General features: G+C 39.8%; 24 protein-coding genes and 1 tRNA gene. 13 read left to right on the top strand and 12 right to left on the bottom strand.

Translation table 11 applies throughout. The annotated features are described in order from the left end of the window. Positions 1 to 7 precede the first annotated feature (7 nt). Positions 8 to 616 carry a translation initiation factor IF-2 subunit beta gene (locus MsAm2_RS01035; protein ID WP_338097974.1) on the bottom strand — a complete coding sequence of 203 codons (609 nt, stop codon included), beginning with the start codon at positions 614 to 616 and terminating at the stop codon, positions 8 to 10. A 380-nt stretch (positions 617 to 996) separates the two neighbouring features. Then, positions 997 to 1,518, bottom strand: coding sequence for a 50S ribosomal protein L16 (locus MsAm2_RS01030; RefSeq protein ID WP_338097973.1), 522 nt, complete (start codon positions 1,516 to 1,518; stop codon positions 997 to 999). A gap of 678 nt (positions 1,519 to 2,196) precedes the next feature. Between MsAm2_RS01030 and MsAm2_RS01025 the strand changes: the two genes are divergently transcribed. The 4 genes from MsAm2_RS01025 to MsAm2_RS01010 all read left to right on the top strand — a co-directional run bounded on the left by MsAm2_RS01025 (position 2,197) and on the right by MsAm2_RS01010 (position 8,224). Beyond that, a complete protein-coding gene (locus tag MsAm2_RS01025) occupies positions 2,197 to 3,906 on the top strand; it encodes a GLUG motif-containing protein (RefSeq protein WP_338097972.1) in 1,710 nt (569 codons plus the stop codon). Positions 3,907 to 4,200: 294 nt separating this feature from the next. Next, positions 4,201 to 4,464: a YhbY family RNA-binding protein gene (locus MsAm2_RS01020; protein ID WP_338097971.1), complete on the top strand. Its 264-nt coding sequence runs from the start codon at positions 4,201 to 4,203 to the stop codon at positions 4,462 to 4,464. A 119-nt stretch (positions 4,465 to 4,583) separates the two neighbouring features. Further along, complete coding sequence (gene alaS, locus MsAm2_RS01015) at positions 4,584 to 7,358, top strand: alanine--tRNA ligase (RefSeq protein ID WP_338097970.1); 2,775 nt, start codon at positions 4,584 to 4,586, stop codon at positions 7,356 to 7,358. 179 nt (positions 7,359 to 7,537) lie between these two features. Continuing rightward, positions 7,538 to 8,224 (top strand): class I SAM-dependent methyltransferase, encoded by a 687-nt coding sequence (locus MsAm2_RS01010; protein WP_338097969.1) that lies wholly within the window; start codon positions 7,538 to 7,540, stop codon positions 8,222 to 8,224. 67 nt (positions 8,225 to 8,291) lie between these two features. Here MsAm2_RS01010 and MsAm2_RS01005 read toward each other — a convergent pair. After that, a tRNA-Gln gene (locus tag MsAm2_RS01005) sits at positions 8,292 to 8,364 on the bottom strand. Positions 8,365 to 8,460: 96 nt separating this feature from the next. Between MsAm2_RS01005 and MsAm2_RS01000 the strand changes: the two genes are divergently transcribed. Both MsAm2_RS01000 and MsAm2_RS00995 read left to right on the top strand, forming a co-directional pair. Continuing rightward, positions 8,461 to 8,643: a hypothetical protein gene (locus MsAm2_RS01000; protein WP_338097968.1), complete on the top strand. Its 183-nt coding sequence runs from the start codon at positions 8,461 to 8,463 to the stop codon at positions 8,641 to 8,643. A gap of 21 nt (positions 8,644 to 8,664) precedes the next feature. Beyond that, positions 8,665 to 8,997 carry a hypothetical protein gene (locus MsAm2_RS00995; RefSeq protein ID WP_338097967.1) on the top strand — a complete coding sequence of 111 codons (333 nt, stop codon included), beginning with the start codon at positions 8,665 to 8,667 and terminating at the stop codon, positions 8,995 to 8,997. A gap of 276 nt (positions 8,998 to 9,273) precedes the next feature. Here MsAm2_RS00995 and MsAm2_RS00990 read toward each other — a convergent pair whose 3' ends face one another. Further along, positions 9,274 to 9,600, bottom strand: coding sequence for a transcriptional regulator FilR1 domain-containing protein (locus MsAm2_RS00990; protein ID WP_338097966.1), 327 nt, complete (start codon positions 9,598 to 9,600; stop codon positions 9,274 to 9,276). 6 nt (positions 9,601 to 9,606) lie between these two features. After that, on the bottom strand, positions 9,607 to 10,092 hold the full coding sequence (locus MsAm2_RS00985; RefSeq protein ID WP_476738674.1) for a helix-turn-helix transcriptional regulator: 486 nt from the start codon (positions 10,090 to 10,092) through the stop codon (positions 9,607 to 9,609). A gap of 591 nt (positions 10,093 to 10,683) precedes the next feature. Here MsAm2_RS00985 and MsAm2_RS00980 point away from each other — a divergent pair. The 5 genes from MsAm2_RS00980 (at position 10,684) to MsAm2_RS00960 (ending at position 15,179) form a co-directional block, all read left to right on the top strand. Further along, positions 10,684 to 10,806, top strand: a complete 123-nt coding sequence (locus tag MsAm2_RS00980; protein WP_338097964.1) for a hypothetical protein — start codon at positions 10,684 to 10,686, stop codon at positions 10,804 to 10,806. 957 nt (positions 10,807 to 11,763) lie between these two features. Beyond that, entirely contained in the window at positions 11,764 to 13,173 is a 1,410-nt protein-coding gene (locus MsAm2_RS00975) for an APC family permease (RefSeq protein WP_338097963.1), read from the top strand. Positions 13,174 to 13,666: 493 nt separating this feature from the next. After that, positions 13,667 to 14,725, top strand: a complete 1,059-nt coding sequence (locus tag MsAm2_RS00970) for a DMT family transporter (protein WP_338097962.1) — start codon at positions 13,667 to 13,669, stop codon at positions 14,723 to 14,725. A 1-nt stretch (position 14,726) separates the two neighbouring features. After that, a complete protein-coding gene (locus MsAm2_RS00965; protein WP_338097961.1) occupies positions 14,727 to 15,017 on the top strand; it encodes a hypothetical protein in 291 nt (96 codons plus the stop codon). Between the two features lie 12 nt (positions 15,018 to 15,029). After that, positions 15,030 to 15,179 carry a hypothetical protein gene (locus MsAm2_RS00960; protein ID WP_338097960.1) on the top strand — a complete coding sequence of 50 codons (150 nt, stop codon included), beginning with the start codon at positions 15,030 to 15,032 and terminating at the stop codon, positions 15,177 to 15,179. 279 nt (positions 15,180 to 15,458) lie between these two features. Here MsAm2_RS00960 and MsAm2_RS00955 read toward each other — a convergent pair whose 3' ends face one another. From MsAm2_RS00955 to MsAm2_RS00935, 5 genes are all read right to left on the bottom strand, one after another. After that, positions 15,459 to 15,749: a pro-sigmaK processing inhibitor BofA family protein gene (locus MsAm2_RS00955; protein WP_338097959.1), complete on the bottom strand. Its 291-nt coding sequence runs from the start codon at positions 15,747 to 15,749 to the stop codon at positions 15,459 to 15,461. A 675-nt stretch (positions 15,750 to 16,424) separates the two neighbouring features. Beyond that, entirely contained in the window at positions 16,425 to 17,258 is an 834-nt protein-coding gene (locus MsAm2_RS00950) for a sulfite exporter TauE/SafE family protein (RefSeq protein WP_338097958.1), read from the bottom strand. Between the two features lie 137 nt (positions 17,259 to 17,395). Beyond that, on the bottom strand, positions 17,396 to 18,070 hold the full coding sequence (locus MsAm2_RS00945; RefSeq protein ID WP_338097957.1) for a HEAT repeat domain-containing protein: 675 nt from the start codon (positions 18,068 to 18,070) through the stop codon (positions 17,396 to 17,398). Positions 18,071 to 18,234: 164 nt separating this feature from the next. Beyond that, positions 18,235 to 18,591, bottom strand: coding sequence for a response regulator (locus tag MsAm2_RS00940; protein ID WP_338097956.1), 357 nt, complete (start codon positions 18,589 to 18,591; stop codon positions 18,235 to 18,237). A 322-nt stretch (positions 18,592 to 18,913) separates the two neighbouring features. Beyond that, positions 18,914 to 20,077: a CBS domain-containing protein gene (locus tag MsAm2_RS00935; RefSeq protein WP_338097955.1), complete on the bottom strand. Its 1,164-nt coding sequence runs from the start codon at positions 20,075 to 20,077 to the stop codon at positions 18,914 to 18,916. A 62-nt stretch (positions 20,078 to 20,139) separates the two neighbouring features. Between MsAm2_RS00935 and MsAm2_RS00930 the strand changes: the two genes are divergently transcribed. Further along, positions 20,140 to 20,304, top strand: a complete 165-nt coding sequence (locus MsAm2_RS00930; protein WP_338097954.1) for a hypothetical protein — start codon at positions 20,140 to 20,142, stop codon at positions 20,302 to 20,304. A 41-nt stretch (positions 20,305 to 20,345) separates the two neighbouring features. On the opposite strand, the gene MsAm2_RS00925 is transcribed toward MsAm2_RS00930, so the two are convergent. Together MsAm2_RS00925 and MsAm2_RS00920 are read right to left on the bottom strand one after the other, a co-directional pair. Next, positions 20,346 to 20,804, bottom strand: a complete 459-nt coding sequence (locus tag MsAm2_RS00925) for an Hsp20/alpha crystallin family protein (protein ID WP_338097953.1) — start codon at positions 20,802 to 20,804, stop codon at positions 20,346 to 20,348. 344 nt (positions 20,805 to 21,148) lie between these two features. Then, on the bottom strand, positions 21,149 to 22,435 hold the full coding sequence (locus MsAm2_RS00920; RefSeq protein ID WP_338097952.1) for a cofactor-independent phosphoglycerate mutase: 1,287 nt from the start codon (positions 22,433 to 22,435) through the stop codon (positions 21,149 to 21,151). A 559-nt stretch (positions 22,436 to 22,994) separates the two neighbouring features. On the opposite strand from MsAm2_RS00920, the gene MsAm2_RS00915 reads away from it, so the two are divergent. Beyond that, entirely contained in the window at positions 22,995 to 24,383 is a 1,389-nt protein-coding gene (locus MsAm2_RS00915; protein WP_338097951.1) for an aspartate kinase, read from the top strand. Positions 24,384 to 24,423: the final 40 nt, after the last annotated feature.

The raw sequence follows: 24,423 nt of genomic DNA, 5'->3' as shown, positions 1-24,423 counted from the left end.
CTTGAATTTATGCTTTTTCGGCAAAAGCCAAAAACCCGGTAATCTTTTTGATTTTGATGCTCACGGTTTGTCCTTTCACGGTTCCCGGAACGAAAATCGTAAATTTGTCAAACTTGGCGATGCCGTCCCCTTTTGATCCAACCGATTCGATGTGGATTTCGTAGGTTCCGCCTTCCTCGAGCGTCAACGCCGCTTTTGCGGTGGTGGTTTGTCTCTTTTTAACCGGACGGTGAGCGCCGCAAGCCGCGCATTTGAGAACCAAAACGCGTTCGTTTTTCTCCAAAGACGTGTCCGGACGGTTGCATTCGGAACACATCACATATTCATCGACATAGTTTTGGATGTTGGCATTCATTTGGTCGCGGGTAAAGCGGCCTTGAAAAATCGCGCGCCCGCCTTCGAGTTTTCCGGCCGTTCCGAGTTCGCGCGTCAAATATTTCATGACGTGGTCGGGGTCCCGCCGAAGGACGCCTGCGATGTTTGCGAAATTTTCAAGAACGGTGGTTTTTCCTTCGGAAAAGGTTTTGGCTTCCGGAACGGTAAAACGCTCATCCGACGTTTCTTCTTCCGGCAGTTGCTCAATGGCGCGGTTTAACAGTTTTTCGTAATTGTCCATAAATATCCCTCGAATTGAAAAAGAATAGAATCAATATGAAATGGTGAAATGAAGTAAGAGTCTGAAAGTATAATAAATTAGAGTTTGTAAAAACCGAGATATTATAAAAAGGTTTACGGGAAAAAACGGCAAATTAAACAGATATCTGGATTTATTCTAATTTTTCCAGAAAAAAACCATCCGATTTTGTGATTGTGTTTCAAAAATCCGCGGTCATAACGCGCGCGGCAGCTAATATGAAAATTAAAAAATGTAAAAACAAAAATCAAGAAACAAAAATAACAAAAATCAAGAAACAAAAATAACAAAAATCAAGAAACAAAAAAGAAACAAGGAAATCAAGAAGATTTCCTCAAAAATTAAAATTCTATTTTTTAAAATTACATTACGAGTTCGGCCCCTTTGTCAATGACAATGCGGGTCGGTGTCGGAAGTTTTTGTCCGGCATTTTGAAGTGCCTTTTTTGCGCTTAAGAAATGTTCTTTGTCCACGGAAATCGTAAAGACCCGTTGGAGCGGAACAACACGCGCCGCGGTTCCGACGTTTTTACCAAAGGCTCCTCTCATACCGCTTGAAACACGGTCTGCTCCGGCGCCGGTGGCTTGCTTGTTTTCTCTTAAAACTTCGTGCGGGTAAATTCTCAACTTGATGTGGAAGTTGCCGCGGCCGGCTTTGTTGGTCATGTATCTGTTGGCGGTAATACGGGCCGCTTCGAGGGCGGTGTGGCGGATTGCGCACTTTTCTTCAACCATAAGAGAGAGTTTGACAGGGTAATCCTGTCTTGTCAAGTTGCCCATGTCGTAGTGAATAATTTGGACACCGGGAACACCGCCCATGTATTTTCTGCGGGTGAAAGAGTGTTGCCTGATGTTTCTGTACATACTTGCCGGCTTTCTAACCATGATAATTTCTCCAATAATTTTGTAAATAAATGTAACAAATTTAATAGATTATAGATAGATGAATAAACGGCTCAACTGAAAAACACTTGGGGATTACCCGCTTTTTACATCATTACTTGCCTAACCCAAATCTTAAGCGAAGTATCCTATGTATGATGGTTAGCCCATTATGGCACGGATTTTGGTTTAAAACAATAAAGCACGATTTTGGTAGGTGTAATATCCTCCGGGTTTATAAATTTTATCACAAAATCCATAGGTTGGTTTTTCATTCTTTTTTTCATTTTTTTCATTTTTTCTTTTTCATTCTCTTTTTCATTTTATTCATTTTACTTTTATCTAAACTTTCATTTTTCATTTTTATTTTTTTCAATGATATATAATTTTAGAAAATATATTAATTCGCCGAATACTTGTTTTTCGATGTGTAGAGAATTTTATATAAAAATAATTTATTTAGATAATGATATATATAACCTCATTTAAAAAGATATACTCGTTCACTAACATAAGTTTGTGACTATATGAATGTTTGAAAAAAAGAATAGTATAAACGTTCTAAAAAGTCTGGAAGCGTAAAAAAAGAGATCAAGCGCTTTAATTTGGCTTTTACGGATTTTTAAAATAAATTAAAAAACCAAAATGGAAAAAAATTAAAAAGGAATTTCGGGGAAAAACATGAATGGGAAAATTATTTTAACACTTTTGGCAATTTTTGCCTTAACCGGTACAGTTTACGGAATGGAAGGAACCGGAACCGCTGCGGATCCGTACAAAGTCATAACAGAAGTCGACTTTTTGGATATTAAAAAGAATATGTCGGGCCACTACATTTTAATGAACGACATCGCGCTGTCAAACGGATACACCCGGCCGGTACAATCCGGACAAGAAAGCCTCACCACTGCCGATACATTTAAAGGCACATTGGACGGACAAAACTTTACCATTTCTAACTTGAATTACAATACATCATCGACCGCCCACCCAAATGACAAACCCATCGGCATGTTCGGAAACATTACAACAACGACCGTTATTAAAAATCTGATTGTAGAAGATGTTTCAATTTCATCCATTGCCTACTTCCAAAATAATACCGTCGGCGCAATTTCAGGAATGGCATACGGCGGAACCCTTGAAAATGTTCACGTAATCGGCAAAAATCAAGCCGGCGCTTTAAAAGGTTCCCAAGATGTCGGCGGATTGATCGGAGAACACAAAGGAAACAATATTTTAACCATTAAAAATTCATCCTTCTTCGGAAATATCACGACCACCGGAGAAAACGGTCCGGCCGGTGGCATTATCGGATTTGCCCAGTCCAATTGTTTGATTGAAAATTGTACAACCGACGGAATCATTAAATCCTTCTCAAGCGCCGGCGGAATTGCCGGAATCAACAAAGGAGAAATCTCAAACAGCTCCTCAAATATGTACATAAACGGTGAAACCGCGGTCGGCGGAATTGTCGGAAACGCACAATCCCCCTCAACGATTGAAAACTGCTTTGCGACCGGGGACATTTCCGGACAGCAATATGTCGGCGGAATTGCCGGACAACTTGGCGGCACATTGACCAATGCTTTTTCCACCGGAAATATTGTCGCGACTTGGAACCATGCCGGCGGCATTGCCGGATACGCGGCCGCCGGAACCTATTCCAACATGTGGTCAACCTCCTCTATTTATTCGTCTTGGGACGGCGCCGGAATTATTTCCAACGGGTATGGAGCCGTGATTTTAAACGATGCTTATTACTTTGGAAAAACAATCCATACGGCAAATACGACTAAAACCGACACTCCGTCCAATGACAGAAAACTTATCGCGCCGGCATCATTCACCGTAAACAATCCGATTGTTTGGGAATTTGTCCGGGACGGTGAAGGAAACATCCTTGTTCCCGAGAAGATAACCTCTATTTCCAAAGACGTTTTTTGGGATACTTACAACACCCCTGACATGTGGAATAATTTTTCAACCAACATTTGGATTTTAAACGAAGACACCTCCCTTTTGCTGCCGGTGTTTATCCAAAATTCAACCCTCACTGGTGATTTTGAATACTTAGATTACCAACCGCCAACCCCGGAAACAACCGGCGGTGAAGGCGGAAGCGGCTCGGGAGATTCCGACGTGACCATCATTGACAATCCGAAAACAATAACGGAAACAAAATACGTGTACATAGAATCCGAAAGCGCCGGACAAAATCAAAATGGAGGGAACGGACAAAATGGTCAAAACTACACAAGCGGCGCTCCCTTTGAATTAAACAAAGGATTTAATTGGTGGATGCTGATTGCCATAATGCTCGCAGCGATGTTCCTCAGCTATCTGACATATGAAAATTTCAAGCAAAAGAAAAATGCTGAAAAGCCCTAACACATAACAGATTGTTCAGAAATAAAAATTTTCAAAAAGAAGATGTTTCTCTTTAATTCGTCTTCTTTTCATTTTTACTTTCCATTTTAGCTTCATTTGCTTCTGTTTTAGTTTCGATTGCTTCTGTTTTAGTTTTGTCTTTATTTTTTCATTTTTTATTTTTATTTTTTAGTTTTGTAAATGTTTGTTTTTTCAAATGTTTCAAAAAATAAAATTCCACCTAAAAAAGGAAAGTTTATAATCCCTGAGAACTTTTCAAGGACTAAATTTTGAGAATACCGATGTGAATAATATATGGATAAAATCAAGCAATACACCCTCAAAAAAGAATCTGTCAATTTAGACCCGCTCATCAGCGTCGGAAAAAACGGGATGTCGGACGCGGTCATTGACGAACTGAAAAAACAACTGAAAGTGAAGAAGCTGGTGAAAGTGAGAATTCACAAAAATTCAGATGAATCCGACGACATTAAACAAGCGGGGGCGGCTCTGGCACAAAAATGCAACGCGTCTTTAATTGATGTTCGCGGACGTACCGTCACTCTTTACAAACAATAAAATAAAAACAATCGAATCAAAAACAATAAAATAAAAACAAATATAATAAAAAACAATCGAATCAAAAACAAAAACCGTACATTCATGAATTTACAAAAAGAAGATCAGGTGGAATGATTATGCTCGACGACGAGTACAACATAGATTATTTCAAAAACAACGGATTCGTGCAAAAAAAATGTGTCAAATGCAATAACATTTTTTGGACACGCGACGCGCAAAGAGAAACTTGCGGCGACGCTCCGTGTGATTATTATTCTTTCATCGGAAAGCCGATTTTTAAAAATCCGATGACACTCCCGGAAATGCGGGAATATTACCTCCGGTTTTTCGAAGAACGGGGACATGCCAGAATTGCCCGCTACCCGGTCATCGCCCGCTGGCGGGATGATATTTACTTGACCATCGCGTCAATCGCCGATTTTCAGCCGTTCGTGACCTCGGGACTTGCTCCGCCGCCGGCCAACCCGCTGACGATTTCTCAGCCCTGCATCCGGCTCAATGACTTGGATTCCGTCGGCCGTACCGGCCGCCATTTGACGACATTTGAGATGATGGCGCATCACGTTTTTAACAAAACCGGAAAAGAAATTTACTGGAAAGACAAAACGATTGAGCTGTGCGACCAACTTCTGCTCAGTCTTGGCGCTGACCCCAAAGATGTCACCTACATTAAAAATCCGTGGGCGGGCGGCGGAAATGCCGGCGCGTCCGTCGAAGTCATGGTGGGCGGTCTTGAACTCGCGACGCTTGTGTTCATGAATTTAAAAGAATCCAAAAACGGCGACATTGAAGTGAAGGGAAAGAAGTATGTCAAAATGGACAATTACATCGTGGATACCGGATACGGTTTGGAACGCTTTGTTTGGGCGTCAACCGGATCGCCGACCATTTATGACGCCATTTTCCCAAAAATCGTCGAAGAAATCATGAATTTGGCCGGCATTAAACACGAAATCCATGACCCGAAATACGCTCAAATTCTTTCCCAAAACGCCCGGTTTGCCGGCGTGATGGATGTGAGCGGCAACGCGAATTTAATGGAACTTCGGAAAAAAGTCGCCTCTGCCATTGATATGGATGTGGAAACGCTCAACAAGATGATGGACCCGCTGGAAAAAGTATACACCATTGCCGACCACACCCGCTGTCTGACATTTATGCTCAGCGACGGTATTATTCCGTCCAACGTCAAAGCCGGATACTTGGCACGCCTTGTGATTCGCCGGACCATCCGCTTAATGAGCGATTTGGGCATTACGGTTCCGCTGTCAGACATTGTCAGATTGCATATCGAAAACATGCCGGAATACCCCGAATTTGAAGAAAACTTTGAAATCACTCAAGAGATTCTGGCCGGAGAAGAGGAAAAATACCGCCAAACCATTGAACGTGGAAAGAGAATTATTCAAAAATCCGCTGTCAAATACAAAGAGCAGGGACAAAAACTGCCGCTGAAAGAATTGATGGAAATTTACGACAGTCACGGCATTCCGCCTGAAATCGCCAAGGAAGCTGCCAAGGAAGTCGGTGTGGAAGTGGAATTTCCGGACAATTTCTATTCTTTAATTGCCGACATGCACAGCGAAGCCGGGGAAAAAGAAGTTGAAGAATTCAAGTATGCGGATAAACTGGAACGGTTGCCGCAGACAAAACGTTTGTATTATGATGAACCGGAGCGCATGGAATTTGAAGCGGTCGTCTTGGATGTTTTTGATAATTTTGTTGTTCTTGACAACACGCTTTTCTATCCGGAAGGCGGCGGACAGGAGGCGGATCATGGAATGATGATGGCCGGCGCTTTTGTCTATGACGTGACCGATGTTCAAATGATGAACGGAATTGTGATTCATGCCCTGGATGTTACCGACAAGGAATTGTTGATCAACCGTGGCGATATGATTATCGGTCAGGTCGACAAAAACAGGCGGATGGCGCATTCCCGTCACCATACGGCAACGCACATTATCAATGATGCCGCCCGAAAGGTTCTTGGAAACCACATTTGGCAATCCGGTGCCCAAAAAACGGAAGACCGCGCCCGTTTGGATATTTCCCACTATAAACACATCACCCAAGAAGAACTTAATGAAATCGAACTTCTGGCCAACAAAATGGTGATGGAGAACAAAAAAGTCGGGTTTGAAAGTTTGGACCGGACGGAAGCCGAACAAAAATATGGTTTTGGTCTTTACCAAGGCGGTGTTCCGGCTGGAAAAACACTTCGGATTGTCAAAGTCGGAACCGACATTGAGGCGTGCGGTGGAACGCACTGCCAAAATACCGGTGTGATCGGACCGATTAAAATTTTAAAAACCGAGCGCATTCAGGATGGGGTGGAGCGGCTGGAATACGCGGCCGGAACCGCTGCTGTTTTAGCAATTCAGAATATGGAATCGCTGCTGAAAAAATCGTCTCAGACGCTGAGCATTCCGCAGGAGAATTTACCGGCAACGGTGGATCGGTTCTTTGAAGAATGGAAAGACTTGCAAAAGGAAAACGACCGTTTAAAAACGGAAGTGGCTGGTGCCCGTGTGATTCAAATGCTTAAAAACGCCAAAGAAATCAACGGGGTCTTGGTCGTGTCCGCTGTCAGCAAAGGAGATGACACCGACGCACTGAGAATGACAGCCGTTGAGCTTTTGAAAAATGAGAATGTGGCCGCGGTTTTGTTGAGTGACAAAGACGGGGTCAAAGCGGTTGCGGCATGCGGCAAAAATGCGATTTCCAAGGGAATCCGTGCCGGAGATTTGGTCAAAGAAATGTCAGCCGCCGTTGGCGGCGGCGGCGGCGGAAAGCCGGATTTGGCCATGGGCGGCGGCCCGAATGTCCAAAATATTGAAAAAGCAAAAGATGCTGCCGTTTTAAAAATTGAGCGGATTCTATCCGCTTAATTTTTCACTTTTTGTTCTCTTGCATTTCTTTTTCACATTTTATTTTTCGTTTTATTTTTGGTTCATTTTTTATTTTTACTGCCTATTGTATTCGTTTTTCATTCATTTCGAAGAAGGTCAATCATTTTAATTTTGAAATTTTAATTTTGAGATTTATATTTTGGATTTTGTGGTGCAAAATGCCTGAAAAAAAAGATGTGGATGCTTGGGATTTGGAATACGCTCATTTGGAATGGGGGGCCGGTTCCGATTTATCTTGGATTCGAAAAGAGATTCCGGCCGGCGGGAAAATTTTGGATGCCGGTTCCGGAACCGGACGTTACTTAAAGGAACTTTTCCGGACGTATCCTTGTGTCGCTCTTGATTTTTCCAAGCAGGCTTTGTTAAAATCCCGGGAGCGGATGGAGCCCGTCAAAGATTTAAGTCGGCGGAAAAATGCGGGTGTTAAGATTTCAGATCCGATTTTTGTTACTGCGAGCGTGACCCACCTTCCGTTTTTAGCGTCGTTTGATGTTGTTTTATGCTTAGGCGTTTTGCAGCATCTCCAAAAAGCGGACCGGGAGAAGTCTGTTTTTGAATTTTTCCGGGTTCTTCGGCCAAACGGCTGCGTTTTTTTTGAGGCGTTTGGGTGCGACGACATGAGATTTGGCACGGAAAAACAGGAAGCTGATACAAGTCCGGAGCCGAATTCATTTGTCCGAAAAAACGGAATCCTTTATCATTATTTTGATGAAAACGAAGTTCAGGAGCTTTTTGAAAAAAACGGATTTAAAATTCGTGAGATCCGGTCGGTTAAAAAGGAAAAGAAATATGATGGAAACGTATTTGTTCGCCATCATATCCGTGGCATTTTTGAAAAAGAATGAAAGATTGCGGAAAAAAGGACAAAAACATAAAGAACAAAATAAAAAACATAAAGAACAAAAAAAGAAATAGTCCCGAACGGATTCGAACCATTGTCGTCGGCTCCAAAGGCCGACATGATTGACCACTACACTACGGGACTATGCGTGAAACGTCTTAGAGAAGGAAAAAGTAGCATAAAAAGATTTTGATGAAACAGCGGTTTTTTGATGAAAACTTCGGCAAAATAAAAAATAAGATGAAAAAATCAAAAACAACAAAACTAAAATCAAAACTGCAAACTCAAACCAAAAATGCAAACCAAAATCAAAAGCTGCAAACCAAAATCAAAATGCAAACCAAAATCAAAAGCTGCAAACCAAAATCAAAAGCTGCAAACCAAAATCAAAAGCTGCAAACCAAAATCAAAATAATGAAATGAAATACTTTTTTTGAAAATAACATGCAATCCATCCCGAAAAATCAGACGCGATTCGCGTCTGATTTTCTCGGAATACTACTTTGGGAAAAGTGTGTAGTAGGCGCAGCAAACGCAAGCAAATACAGCAAACGCAAGCAAATACAGCAAACGCAAGCAAATACAGCAAACGCAAGCAAATACAGCAAACGCAAGCAAATACAGCAAACGCAAGCAAATACAGCAAACGCAAGCAAATACAGCAAACGCAAGCAAATGCAGAAAACACAAGCAAATGCAGAAAACGCAAGCAAATGCAGCAAACGCAAGCAAATACAGCAAACGCAAGCAAATGCAGCAAACGCAAGCAAATGTTAAAACAGTAAACAGTCGCAGTATTGCAAAATTAGAAACTGTTGCAACGGACTTTTAATTATAAATTATCAAAGCCGACCTGCGGTTTTTGTTCAACTTTTTTAAAAATATGCCGCCATAACATGCGCGCATGCCGGCCCCCAACAAAAAGAAAAAACAAAAAAAAAGAAATAAAAAAGATAGAAATGAAAAACAAAAAATGAAAAAGATAGAAATGAAAAACAAAAAATGAAAAACAAAAAATGAAAAACAAAAAATGAAAAACAAAAAAATAATTTTTTATTTTTGAGACAAGTATTGCTCCACCGCAATGGATTGTTTTTTGAAATGCTTGTACATTTCTTTGGTCCAGGATTTGGTGGAATCATCGAAGCTGATGAGCATTTTATTATCATAAACTCCGTCGTTGTTGAAAAGATACGTGTAAGTGAACACATCCGTAATCAACATGGAGGGGATGATAGATTTTCCTTTTTCCTCGTAAACCAAAAAGGACAGATTCTCTTGGGTCAGCACATTTTCAAGACGTTTTCCATATTCGCCTTTAATCCGGTCAAACACTTTGGGCGTCACAATCATCGTCATATCTTTTCCGGATTCCGCCATCTTGAGCTATTCATCCGTGTAAACCGGATGGTAAACCGACAACAAACACAAGAAATGCTTGGATTTTTTGAGGTTGTCCAAAAATTCGGCCGGAACATCAAACATATAATCGCTGATACTGTATTCCAACAGTTTGTAAGAACCGATTTCCCCAATCCGATTCAACAAATCCGGCGGAACGACCGACAAATCCCGGTCAAACCAATACTTCCGGTCTTTTTCCAAAATCGCAATTGTTTCAAACAACGGATACATGTTTTTGACCAAAACCTGACCGATGTGCGTCAACTCATAGCGCTCGTCTTTAAAAATAATAATTTTTTCATCACGAAGCGTCTTTAATTGAGGTGCCAACGAATGAGCCGACATGTCGGTTTTCTCCGTGAGCTCTTCCATTTTGCAACTTTTATCTTTCAAAAGCAAAAGAATGCTTCGCCGTTTTTCCGAAAGACAAACAATATCACTCAGACTCAATGATGCCGGTAACGTCACTTGAATCACCTTCTTTCATAACCAATACTTACCACATTATATTATTTTATTGTAAACAAATCAACAAATATATACAATCAACAATCCGACAATCTCTGCAAATCTACCATGTTTGTACGAACCGGCCGCCTGTAAAGTCAAATCTGTACGAGTCGGCCGCCTGTAAAGTTAAATCTGTTGCAAACAGCGTTTTTGTTACAAAACCAAAACAATACAAAACCAAAACAACATTACAAATCCATACTTATAGGAGTATGAAAATCCAAACTGTTTTCGTTTGTATTCCCTTGATTGTAACGGCAACACTTATCTGAAAAAGCGTGCTGCTGATAAATAAATACCATCCGAATTATAAATGAGTTTAATCAAACATTTCCAAAAATCCGAAAAGTCAATTTTTTACGGATTTACAATCAGAAAAAGTTCTCCATCTCATTTTTCGTTTTTAAATCGTTTTTTTATAATTTGTCATTATCCTGCAATAGGGATAACTATCCGTTTCTAATATATAAAAGTATAAGTTTTTTTTTTAAAAAATTATAGATAAAATACACGAGAGGCATAATTATTTTTAAAAACTGAGCAAAAAAATTGAGTGCCGCAAAAAAAAATGGATTTGCAATGAATAAAATTGACAAAAAGAAAAGAGGACAAAAAATGAAAACGATAGCAAAAGGATATATTTGTAATAGTAAAAAGATGATGGATTTTTGATTCGGCAATATATTTTAATAACATTGTAATTTTAATCTTGACTTTAAATTAGAGATGGCAATTGAATCTGCTTGTTACACCATATAAGATTATGAATTATTAATTATGACAAACGGTTATGCTATATACGATTCTCACTATTTATACTCCGCAAACAATTCTCTCCTCAGGCAAATATTATGAGGGGAAGTTGAAACAAATGATACGGATGATTTTGAAACGAACAATGACATTTTCGTGGGATAAATCATTTCGGATATGGGGGTATCCAATAAAAACGGGGTGTCATTTGAATTTGCGGTTTTTCAAAAACCGGACGCTTTTGCCAAAGAACCGGTGAAAAATCAAAAACATATTTTAAAACAAGCCACTTAAACCGTAAGGTTTGACTTGAAAAACTTGAAAAGAAAGGTTGACTTGAAAAAATATGAATACGGAGGTATATGTTAGACAAGCGAAAAACGTTAAACAGCGTATGCTTTGAAAAAAATAAAATTCGCCTGCCGGAAAAAACAATAAAAAGAAATTAAATATTCAAATAATTAATAAAATTCAAATAAATAATAAAATTCAATTGATAATAATTCATTAATGATTGAATAAAATTGATGATAAAATCATTAATAAAATTCATTATAATTGAATAAAATTGATGAATAAAAATTAATGAATATTTAATAAATATTTAATGAACAATTAAATAATAGAATTTCCGGGAAAAAAACGGACGAATTTGAAAAAATTCGTTTTTTTGAATTTTGCGGTTATTTTTTTCCTTCCCCACGATACGCCTTGACATTTTTTGCCGTCTTTGTTATTGATATTTTTAAAATTGTTTTTCAGAAATAATTCAAAAGCCGGGGACTTGTATAGAGACTTTTAACATGTTTTTATGCATTTTTTTGGTTTTTGCAACCGTTTATTTTTGATTTATAATTTGAAAAGGTGGTTTTTTCAGTGGATAACGATAGTAATACTCTTCAAAGAACAATTGACTGGAAGCAAGGCCTCGCCATTGCGCTTGGTGTTCCCCTGTTGATTTTACCGTCAATCGGAACATTTGCGACTTACTTGTGGGCTTTTGCCATCATCGCCTGGGCTCTTTCCGTTTTGCAAGGATTCCTTCAAAACTTGGCCTATGGTGAAATGGCGTCAACCTTCCAAGATGTGTCCGGGCTTCCCGGATTCGCACAAGCCGTTTTCGGCTCAGGTACTGACAAAGGAAAATTCCTCGGCGGATTTTCGGCATGGGGCTACTGGTTTGCTTGGAACCCCGTGTTGGCCATTTTCTCCGTGTTAATCGGAAGCTACTTAAACGGACTCATTCCGGCCTTTGCCGGCATTTCCCCGATGTGGCTCTCCCTCGGCGCGGGAATTATCATTTTCGCCTTTTTAATGCTGATTAACTCCCGCGGAATTTCAAGCGGCGCAACTGTGGGCTACATTTTGGCGATTTTTGCCTTAATCCCGCTCATCATCATCACCATCGCCCCGTTCTTCACCGGCGCGTTCCATATCGAAAACATCACAAACAGCTGGTTCCCAACCGACTGGAGCTGGGATATGGCCGGCATTTTGGTGTTCCTCGGTATTATGGCAACCGCACAGTGGAGCGCTTGCGCATGGGAAACCGCTGCGATTTACGGACCGGAATACAAGAACCCAAAGAAAGATGTTCCAAAAGCACTCTTCAGCTGTGGAATTATCTGTTTGATTACCTACGTTTTGGTTCAAGCATCCGTGACCGGAACTCTCGGTGTTGACGGAATTATCGCATCCCGTGTTTCTCCGCTCCTCCCAATGGCGACCATGATTTTCGGTGACATCGGCGGTCCGATTGTGATTGTGATGCTCATTGCCGCGATGATTTTAATCATCCAAACGGCATTCAACGGTTCCGCCCGGTCCATGCACTCCATGGCTGCCGAAGGAAACTTGCCGTCCTTCTTTGGAAAATTGAACAAAAACGGCGTTCCGATGACCGCAATGGCCGTTATCGCTGTCTTTAACGTCATTTTAATTGTCTTGTTCTCGATGGCCGGAGGAGCTGCAGGTCCTGCCGCAATTCTTTCCGCGTCTGCCATTGGATATGTCGTCGCCAATGGTATCAGCTTGGCTGCTTACTACAAAGCGGCAACTGACCCGAAATTCAAGAACTTGGAAAGACCGTTCAAAGCCCCGAAAGGATGGAAGTTTGTCGCGATTCTTTTCGCGATTGTCAACATTCCGTTCTACTTAATCGGAATTGTCTACCTCAACAGTTTGGATTCCGGCTGGGGACCAACTCTTCTCGGATTTGTCGTTTTGGCTGCGTTTGCGCCGCTTTGGTGGTACGCTCAAAAAGAAGTCAAAAAGAAAACCGCTTAAAAGAACAATCTGGCTGAGGTAAAAATAATAAAAAATGAAAAAAAGAAAGGCAAAAACAAATCAAGGAACTTCTTGATGTTTTTGCTTTCGCTTTCATTGTGTTTTTATCATTTTTTATTATTCTTGATTCCACAACATTTTTTGACTGGACCGTCATTGTTTTGTAAATTTCTTTCCCCCCTGGAAAAGCTGCAAAACATTGCCGGTACAATCATTTGATGAAAATACAATCGGTCAACAAACCAAAAAAAATGTAATCGGTCCAAAAAATCGATTCAATTATCAATACAAATCAAAAACTCCGATCAAACAAAAATCATAAAATGATTGAAAAAATCGAAATTGGTTAAATCACTCATTAAGGATTTTGGGTAAAAACGAATTCAAAAAACGGTCCAAAAAAAACGGTCCAAAAAACGGCATAAAAAGACAAAAATTTGTCAAACAGGTGTTTAGTTTTAGTAATCCAAAGGTAATTTTGGAGGAAAGTTTAATGGAAAATTTAAATCTGAATGACTTAAAAGTCATGGAAAATAAAAGAAGGGTCCGCTACGGATATATGTGGGCCTTGTTCTGCGCTGTTTTTTGGGGAATTTGGTATCTTCCGGGAACAGCTGTCTGGTGTTTGAATCCGTTTGACGAAATGTCGGCGGCAATTGCCGCAACGCACGGGGAATCGATTTCTCTTGTGGTTGTCGCTGTTTTGATTACCGCGTTTAACGCCTTAACCGTCGTTATTGCGCTCTTGCTTTGGAATGTTGTTCTTGGAAAACACAAAGTCAAAGAGCTTGGACGCACCATCATGGAATTTAAGCATTGCTCCAAATGGTTTTTTTTGGGATCCATTTGCGGGTTGATTGCGGTTTTTGGTTCTTATTTGGCCATGGGATTTATCGGCGCCGCTTTTTCGGCTGTTGCCGGTCTTTTGTATCCGGTGGTCGGCTCAACCGTTGCCCGTCTGTGGTACGGTGAAAAAATTTCAAAGCGCGCTCTTGCGGGCATTTTAATCATCGTTTGCGGCGGAATTGCCATTTATGCCGGCGGCCTGGTGTCTGAAATCGCAACCGGAGAAGTCCAATGGTTTGGATATCTCGGCGGCTTGATGGCGGCTCTCGGCTGGGGTCTTGAAGGCGCTGTCGCCGGAAAAGGTTTGGATTTGGCGGAGCCGGACGCTGCGATTACGATTCGTTTTATCGGCGAATCCATGGTCTGGTGGATTGTTGTCATTCCGGTTTTAGCGCTTTTGGGATTCCCCATGCTTCACTACGCCGCTTTAATCTTTGACCCGTTCGTTTTGCTCGTCCTCATGTTTGCCGGCATTACGTTTGGTTTTTGTTATGTGACATGGTACAAATCTTTCCCGCTCATCGGCGTTGGCCGTGGCCAGGGAATCGGAAATCTGTACGGACTTTTCGCTGTGATTTTCGTCTTTTTGTTCTTTGGAACTTCTCCGGGATGGGCGATTATTATCGGCGGTATTTTGTGTGTTGCCGGAAGTTTCCTCATGTTTACAGAAAGCACGGGCGACATGGAATCTTTGAGAGGTGAATAAAATGGCTGCACTTCGACCGACAAAAATCCGGCTGCTTGAACTTTTCCAAGATGAAAAGCCGCATTGGAATTACGAAATCATTGACCGGATTCACAAAGAATACGGACTCTCCGGGAACTACAACCGTGATATCATCAATTTTGATATCATTGAATTGGCGTCCGGCGGAATGATTAAAGACGTTGAGCAAGCTGTGGACGACAAAGGCGTCAGCAAAAAAGGATTTTTGATGCACCGCTATGTCATCACCGACTTTGGAAAAGAGAAAGTGAAAAATGTCTGCATCGGATAAGGAGGAAAGAAAATGACACAAACGCAAGCTGCGATGGAAGCTTACAATGCGCTTTGGGCCGCAGGATACATTCCGTACTCATCCTATTTCTGGATGATTCTGATTGTGATTCTTGGCATCATTGCTCTTTACGAAGCCCGGACATTTATTACAAAATTCTAAATATAAAAAACATAATCGAATGAAAGAAATTATTATAATTTCTTTCATCTTTTTTTATTGGCTCTTGAATTTTTGAATTTTTTGCAGCTCTGGTTGCTCTTGTTTTTGGTTTATTCTTTTAGAATTCAATTTTTCAAAATAGTCGCAGCACCCTTAAAAATTTAAAGTTTTGACAAAATCGCCCACCGTTTTGTTGAAAAAGTTTTAAAATTTGTTGCCATAACGCGCGAACAGCGCCGCAAAAAATGAAAAAGAAAAAAGGAAAAAAATGGATCGGAATTAAATCTGAATTCCGAAAATGGCTAAAATAAGTAACACGAGAGCCCCGAAAACGCCGGTTAATGCCGTGATAATCAAAGCCATTAAGTCGTATTTAACTGGAACGGCGCTTGAAACATATTGTGTGATGTAACTGCCGACAATCCAGTTTCCAACAATTAAAACGATAAAACCGATAATAATATTGATGGCAATGTTTTTGGCAGTTTTTAAAACTTTGTACAAGAAATACGCAACAACTACTGCAATAACGATTAAAACCAAGTACATAATCATTGTTTGAATATCCATAAAATCACCCATGTATTTTCCATAAATAACCCTGTATGCAAAACGTCCATTTTGTCCGTTTTTGAATTACTCCTTCTTAAAACTATATAAAACAGTTCATCCAAATGAATCCAAAAAGAAGCATAAAATGAATCCAAAAAACGAATCATAAAAGAAGCAATAAAATGAATCATAAAATGAATCCAAAAAGACATAAAATAATCTAAGAAAAAAGAAAAAAAAGAAAAAAATATTCTCAATTCAATCAGAGAACATTAAGTAATCATATTCATAATCTATAAAAGAATCGCGCCAAAAACGCCGGTTAACGTTGTCACCACAAAGAAAAACCAATCGTAGGGAAGCGGGTGCCTGAAATGGAATTGACGACAATGACAATGATGTAACCCAAAACAATATTTAAAATGATATTTCCGCGGATTCTTCAATAATTTAATCAAAGAACAGCGGCAATAATTGCCACCAGGACAAGAAAAAACGATAACAACAAATTTATTCTTCCGCCAGAATTTATTTGAATTTAAATATTAATTTCATTTCCTATTTTTGAATCGTTTTTTTGAATCGTTTTTATGTATTTTATTTGGTTTATGCTTTTGTTTAATTTATTTCCGGTAATTAGAATAAAAAAAGAGAAGGACCTATAATAATTTATAAATATTATAATAAATATAATTATATAAAAGCGAAGATATCAAACTCTAAATTTTTATAAATCATCAAAACACCGATAATAAAGGTCAATATGGAAAAAGTGTAACGGATATATTTTTGGTTGACACGGTGCGTGATAGACGCCCCAATGCCGGACATAATCAAACTCGGAACTAACAAAATAAACCAAAATAAAAGATTGATATAGCCCAAAGAATACGGCGGAAGTCCTGTGGCTCCAAAACCGTTAATGAGGTAGCCGATAATTCCACCCATTGATGTGAAAACGATGGTTGCCGAAGATGTTCCAACCGCGTTGATGAAAGGGAAACGCAAAATAAAAATCATGAGGGGGATGACAACAATTCCACCGCCGATCCCGGTCAATCCGGAAACGGTGCCCATAATCGCGCCACAAACCGCATACAATAGATAGTTTTTGGAAATTTGGGACGGATCTTCATTGACATTTTTGTAAGAAGAAGTTTTAAGTGCCGCAATTAAAACCACAATTCCGAAAAATACGGACAAAAACGATTCCGGCAGATAATTCGCAACAAAAGAGCTGAGGAAGGAAAATATAAATCCGAATGTACCGATTAAGGCCGCATATTTCCAGTAGACGGTTCCTTTTTTGGAGTGGCGGTAAGAGCTGTTTAAAGCGGTCGGAAGGGTGACGGCCAAAGAAGTGGCAATCGCGACTTTAATGGCGATATCCGGCGAATATCCCATATTTGTCAAAACAAAAAGCTGAAGCGGAACCATCAAAAAGGCACCGCCAAGACCCAGCATCCCGGCAAATCCGCCGGCAATCAAACCGCCGATAAACAAAAGAAAAAAATAAACCCATTCCATGCCAATTCCTTCGCATTTCTTCGCTTTTTTCGTTTTTAAACATAATTCATATTTTTCTTTTTCAGACTCTTTTGCTATTTCTTCTTTTTCATTTATTTCTTTTTCATTTATTTCTTTTTCATTTGTTTCTTTTTCATTTATTTCTTTTTCATTTGAATTTTTTGAATAGACAAACAGGTGGTTCCTACAATCCGGTCATCCGGATCGGATAAATAAGATTTTAAAACTTCAGCCGTCGACAAATCCCCGATTTCCCCGGAAATCTCAATGATTTTATTCAGAACATGAATATCCGGCACTCTTTTTTGCAAAATCCTATTGAAAAAAGACGGGTCCGGATTTAGACGAAAAAGAGTCTCTGCCGCTTCAAAAGAAATCGTCGGATCCGGATCTTCATACAAAATAACGGTTAATTTTTGAATCAAAGAAGAAACAAGAATCTGCGTCGGATTTTGAATTTGGTTTTGAATTTGACCGGCCCCATACACACAATTTTTTCGGACAAACGAATTCGGGTGGCAAATATTTTTTTCAATAAATGAAGAGGGAACGGATTTAAAGCGGGAAAGCACAAAAGAAATCCGCGACTGGATGGCTGTATCCGACGTTTCGTCAAACAAAGAAAGAAGCGGTGAGCTGGAAGAGTCCTCAAACCGGATTAACGCATGAACCGCCGCTGTTTGCACCAATTCATTTTCATCCGGAGAGGATAAAATGAAAATCAAAAAAGAAATGGCCGCCGATTCCGGAGGAGAAGGAAGAGACCGGATTTGATTCAGTTTTTGCCAAGATTGGGAAAAATCATCAGACATAAAGTATCTCAGAAAGGAATTTTAATGAAAACAAAACTAAAAAATGAAACGAGATAATGAAATGAGATAATGAAACAAAATAATGAAACGGAATAATGAAACGGAATAATGAAATGGAATACCGAGATTAATTGCCTAAATCCAATCCTTTAAAATTTATAAAATTATTGGATCAATTCGTAAATCTTGTTTCTGAAATCGTTGATTTGAAACGGTTTGTGAATATATCCGTCAAAGGCCCCTTGAATTTTGTCACTGACTTCAGAATATTCGTTTGCCGTCAGCGCGATTAATTTTCCGCATTTGTAAGAACCTGCTTTGATTTTAAGGGCGAATTCAACCCCGCTCATTTTGGGCAGATTGAGGTCCACCAAAACCAAATCAAATTCACTTTTTTCCACGAAAAGAAGAGCTTCAAACCCATCTTCGGCACAGACGACCTTGAATTGAAAAGTCTCTAAAACGTCTTTGATGAGTTCACGGTTCATTGAATTATCTTCAACCAACAATATTTTTTTCATAAAACCATGCCCTACCAAATCGATACACAATTAAATCAAAGCCCGAATGCAACAATTGTAACGTACAACATATCTTTTTCAAATAATACAACAAATATTACATTAAATTTTATATTAAATAGTATATTGGATATAACACAATATATAAAAATATATAGATAATAGTGCGTTTAGAACTTTAATTAAAACAGTTTTAACAGAAACGTCTTAAACAGTTCTTAAAACCATATAATACTTTTCATCCATAATTATATATTATAAACAATATTAAATTAAAGAGAGCGGCCGGATAAAAAAATGAACAATCCGTGGCTGAAATGATTTAAGAATTATTTCCATGGAGCCCGCTTCGAATATTGACGGCTGTCATCAAATCGGTTCGGGAAAGAATTCCAACCAGATGATGGTTGCCATCCAAAACAACCAGCCGGCCGACTCCATTTGTATTCATTTTTTCAAAAGCCGACAGTGCCGACGTTTGGGGTTGGACAAAAAGAACATCTTGCCGCATCACGTCTTTGACGGAAAAAGCATACCGTTCAGCTTCATTGATGGCTTTGACATCATCCACCGTCACAAGACCGACCACTTGCCCGGATTTGACAACCGGATAGCCGGGATGCTTTTTTTGGAAAACAAAGTTGACAAAATCCGACAACTTCATGGATTCTTCCACCGTGATGACATCCGTCGTCATAATTTCGCCGACCAATACATTTTCCAGCAAAAAACTTGTTTTAACCGCTTTTCCTTCTTCAGCCGCTGAAATATAGAGAAAGACCGCCAAGAGCGCCAGCCAAAAATTAAAGAACACAATCCCAATAATCGCCATCACTATCGAAAATATTTTCCCGGTGGATACGGCAATTTCCGTCGCTTTTTGAAACGGATAGCGGGTGGCCAGCCATGCGCGAAGAACACGTCCGCCATCCATCGGAAAGACCGGCAAAATATTGAATAAACCCAAAAACAAGTTCAGAGCACCGACAAGGAACAATAAGATGGAAAACCACCCATACATAATTTCCAAGTTTCCGACTTCAATCGAGCCGGAAATCAATGCCGCACCGTAAAATGTTCCAAACAAAATATAATTGAGTCCCAAAAACAAAAGCCCCATGAGGATGCTGGAAAGCGGACCGACGAGCGCGATTTTAAACTCTTTGGACGGTTCAACGGCGGCTTTGTCATCCGGATTTTCAAGAACGGAAACCCCTCCAAAGAAAAACAGCGTAATGCCTTGAATTTTAATTCCATTGGAAATTGCCAAAAAAGAATGAGAGAGCTCATGAAGCAGAAGCGTGACAAAGAAAATAATCGCGGCCGCCGCTGAAAATCCATAGCGGAGCCAAGCCGGATCCACGCCACGAAAACCATACGGAAAAGGCGTGATGTCAAAAATAAACGCAAAAAGTAAAAAGACCAAAAAGAAGGTCATGTGAATGTAAATCGGAATTCCTTTGATTGTCGCAATTTTAAATGCCATGAAAAGTAAAGGGTCCTCAACAAATATAAAATATGTTATATATAAAATATTCAGGTTTCATTTTGTTAAAAACAATTAAAATTCGCCGCAATAACGCGCGTGGCAGCACCGCCCAAAAGGAGAAAAGAAGAGAAAAGAAAGAGAAAAGAAGAAGAGAAAAGAAGAGAAAAGAAGAGAAAAGAAGAAGAGAAAAGAAGAGAAAAAATAAATTACAGAAAAATCGATAAAAGCAATTCAAAAAATGAAAATAAATTATGGAAAATTAAAATTAATCATCCACATCAACAATGCTGGGATCTGTTTTTTTAGGAAGCGTCACTGTCAAAACACCGTTGGCTAATTTTGCCGTTGCTCTTTCTTCATCGATTTGAACCGGAATGTTGACGGAGCCTTCATATTTGCGGTAGAAACGTTCCCGCCGAATATAGCTTCCTTCTTCGATTTCATTCAAGCACTCAGCCCGAATCGTCAGCAACCGATCTTGAATTTCTAAAATCACATCCTTTTTGGTCACGCCCGGCAAATCGGCTTTAACAACAATGTCATTGCGGCGCTCAATCAAATCCATGAGCGGCGTTTGGCGGAATTCACCGAAAGAATCTTCCTTTGGACCTTTCCCGAAAGATGTAATCTTGCTGAAAATTTGATTCAACTTTTGAGACTTTGGTTCAGCCTCTTCTTCTTCAAATTCTTCTTCTTTGGATTGCTTTTTTTGAAACGGATTCATGAATAACACACCCACATGAAATGGCATTGAATAAACGGAGATTGACTGTTTTTTCAATAATTTTTTAATTATTTTTTAATTAATTTTCCAATAATTTTTTAATTAATTTTCCAATAATTTTCCAATAATTTTTTCAATAATTTTTTCAATAATTTTTTCAATAATTTTTTCAATATATTTTCAATAGCTGTATTATATTATTATTTTTTATTTTTACTTATTGCAACAAATTCATATTTAAATATAAAATATAAAGATATAAAAAGATGTTTTAAGGGATTTCTCAAAAACCAGAAACGTAATTGTAAATAAAAATGAATTTGAAATATATAACTTTATTTCAATCATTTCTTATTATTTTGTTCAAATTTGAGCATGACCGAAATTAAATCGGGCGCGTAAACCGTTCCAAACGCTCCGGATTCAACAGATTTTTCATCAAATACGGAAACGGAATCAATCAAAAGTTCCCGCGTATCATACAAAACAAACGGAATCGGATCGCTTGTGTGCGTTTTCAGTGCAACCGGCGTCGGATGGTCCGGCATCACTAAAATAGCAATGGATTCGCCCTTCTTTTGAGATTCGATGGCAAAATCCAAAAGCGGTTTTATAATTTTGGAATCCAAATCTTCGACCGCTTGCAATTTCTTTTTGTAATCCCCCAAATGTCCGCATTCATCCGGCGCTTCGATATGAACGAAAACAAAATCCTTGGATTTTAGCGCTGAAATGGCGGCACTTGCTTTTCCGGCATAATTCGTGTCCAAAAATCCGGTGGCGCCGGGAACTTCAATCACTTCAAGCCCCGCACAGATACCGATTCCCTTGAGAAGGTCAACGGCCGAAATAACCGCGCCGGTCTTTTGATGAATTTTTTCAAATTTTTCAAACTTCGGCGCGTTTCCTTGCCCCCAAAACCAAATGCAATTAGCCGGAGATTTTCCTTCACGAACCCGTTTTTGATTAATCGGATGATTTTTCAAAATTTCATAAGACGCTTTCATCATGTCCAAATAGATTTGAGCCGCCCGTTTGGATTCTAAATCCCCCTCTTTTGCCATTGGAAAATGATCCGACGCTTTTTTACCGGTAACATCGTGCGGCGGCGTAAACACACAATTTTTCCCGAAATTGTCTTTTGCAACCAGCAAGTGCCGGTAGCTAATTCCCGGATAAAAAGAAAACTGCGCGGTCCCAAGACCGGCCTCCACCGCTCGAATCAACTCTTTGGCTTCATCGGATGTGATATGCCCCCCGCTGTAATCTAAAATGTAAGCGTTTTCTAAATCCGGGCCGTTGGCACTGACCGTTCCGTCCGCGTTCCCGATTGTGATTAAATTCGTCCGAAACGCCAAATCATTGCCAACGAGAGAAACGCCCATGCTGACCGCTTCTAACGGCGAGCGGCCGGTATAATAAACCGCGGGATCGTAGCCGAAAATAGACATGTTGGCAACATCGCTTCCCGGAGAGTAGCCATTCGGAACCGTGACCGCTAAACCACATTGTCCGTTTTTCGCCAAAAAATCCAGATTCGGCTTTTGGGCGTACTGAAGAATAGTTTTGTGATTCAATTCGGGAATGGGCAAATCCGCCATTCCATCACCGATAATAACAACGTATTTCATGAAAAACCCGGCTTCATCATTTTTTAGAGTTAATGAATATTGAATAAATCGTAGGACAAATTCATTGAATAAATTGCATGGAACAATTGTATGGAACAATTGTATGGAACAACATCGTAAAATGTCGGCACATCTCTTCTAATCGTGACGTATTTATTTGTTCCGTTGTAAGTATGTCAAAATAAGCGTCATAACTTATTTAAATATCCGCTCCCTTGGAAAAAACAAGACTTAAAGATTTTACAAAAAGAGCCGGATAAAAGTTTAGGATGGCTCTTTACAATTATTTTTATTGATCAAACGAAAAATTCAAAAAATCGAAAAAATCAATAAAACAAAAAATCGAAAACTTTAAAAAATATTCAGATAGAATCATTGGAACAGTTATTGTTTTTATTCATTTTATTATTGTCGTTTTGTTGTTGTCATATTGTTGTTGTCATTTTATTATTGTCATTTTATTATTGTCATATTGTTGTTGTCGTTTTGTTGTGTCATTTTATTGTTATCTTTGGGATTATCTTCTATTGATATTGTTTTAAAATTCGGATGATTGAAAATGAAAATTGTGATGAAATTCGGCGGAACCTCGGTCGGAGACGGAAAAAGAATACGCCATGTCGCGGAGTTGTTAAAATCCTACTTTGATAAAGGAAATCAAGTCATTATGGTCACTTCCGCATTGGCCGGCGTGACTGACGGTCTTTTAGAGACAGCGATGGCCGCCTGCGAGCAAGGAAAAGTGTCTATGATTTCGGAATTTATCGCCGGCTTGAAATTAAAACACTTCAATGCCGTCAACGACGCGATTGACAACAAAAAAATCCGAGCGGAAGTCATTGAGCATTTGGAAACAAAAATCGACGAACTGGAAAAAGCACTCATCGGCATTTGCTACTTGGGAGAACTTACCAGCCGGTCCAAAGACAACATTTCCTCTTACGGCGAACGCTTGGCGGCACCGATTGTCTCGGGCGCGATTCGTTCTTTGAAAATACCGTCCAAATACTACACCGGCGGAGAAGCGGGTGTCATTACAACCGACTCTTTCGGCAACGCCAAACCGCTTCCGAAATCTTATGCGTTGATTCATGAGAGATTGACCCCGGATTTTAAAACATCCATCCAAGTGATCACCGGCTTTATCGGCGAAAACGAAGACGGAAACATTACGACCCTGGGCCGCAGTGGCTCGGACTATACGGCATCTATTATCGGTGTCGGTGTCAAAGCCGACGAAATTTGGCTGTGGAAAGAGGTGGACGGCATCATGACCGCCAACCCTAAAATCGTCCAAGACGCGCAAACCATTCAATTTATTTCGTACCAGGAAGCCATGGAATTATCATCTCTGGGCGCCGAAGTTCTGCACCCGCGCGCGATTGAGCCGTCCATGCACAACAACATTCCGGTGCGTGTCAAAAGTACATTTAAGCCGGACTTTGAAGGAACGTTGGTCATTACCGAAAACAAAACATCCAAAAACGTCGTGAAAGCCGTCAGCATGATTAAAAAAATCGCTCTTGTGAACGTTTCCAGTGTGGAAATGGTCGGATCGACCGGAAAAGTCGCACGGATTTTTGCGGTTTTGGCCGATAAAAACGTGAACGTGCGGTTAATCAGCCAAGGCTCCGAATCCAGCATTTCATTCATTGTCAACGAATCGGACCGGGTAAAAACTGTTAAAGCCATCAAAGCGGACCTTGGAGAATCCTACAATGTTGATTTCAGAACAGATGTCGCTGTGGTTGCCGTTGTCGGTGCCGGAATGGCCGGAACGCCCGGTGTTGCCCGCCGCGTTTTTACAGCTCTTGGAAAAGAAAACATTAATATCATTATGATTAGCCAGGGCTCTTCCGAATACAATATTTCCTGCGTTATCAGCAGCGAATGCGTCAATACGGCAATTTTGGCGCTTCATAACGAATTTGAGCTCGGGAAAAAATGATCAATCCCAAAAAAACAGAAGAAATTTGCAGAAATAAAGA

The sequence above is a fragment of the Methanolapillus ohkumae genome, from assembly GCF_032594355.1.
Taxonomy (GTDB): domain Archaea; phylum Halobacteriota; class Methanosarcinia; order Methanosarcinales; family Methanosarcinaceae; genus Methanolapillus; species Methanolapillus ohkumae.
The sequence above is the reverse complement of the archived record's forward strand: the minus strand, read 5'-3'. Positions and strand labels throughout refer to the sequence as shown.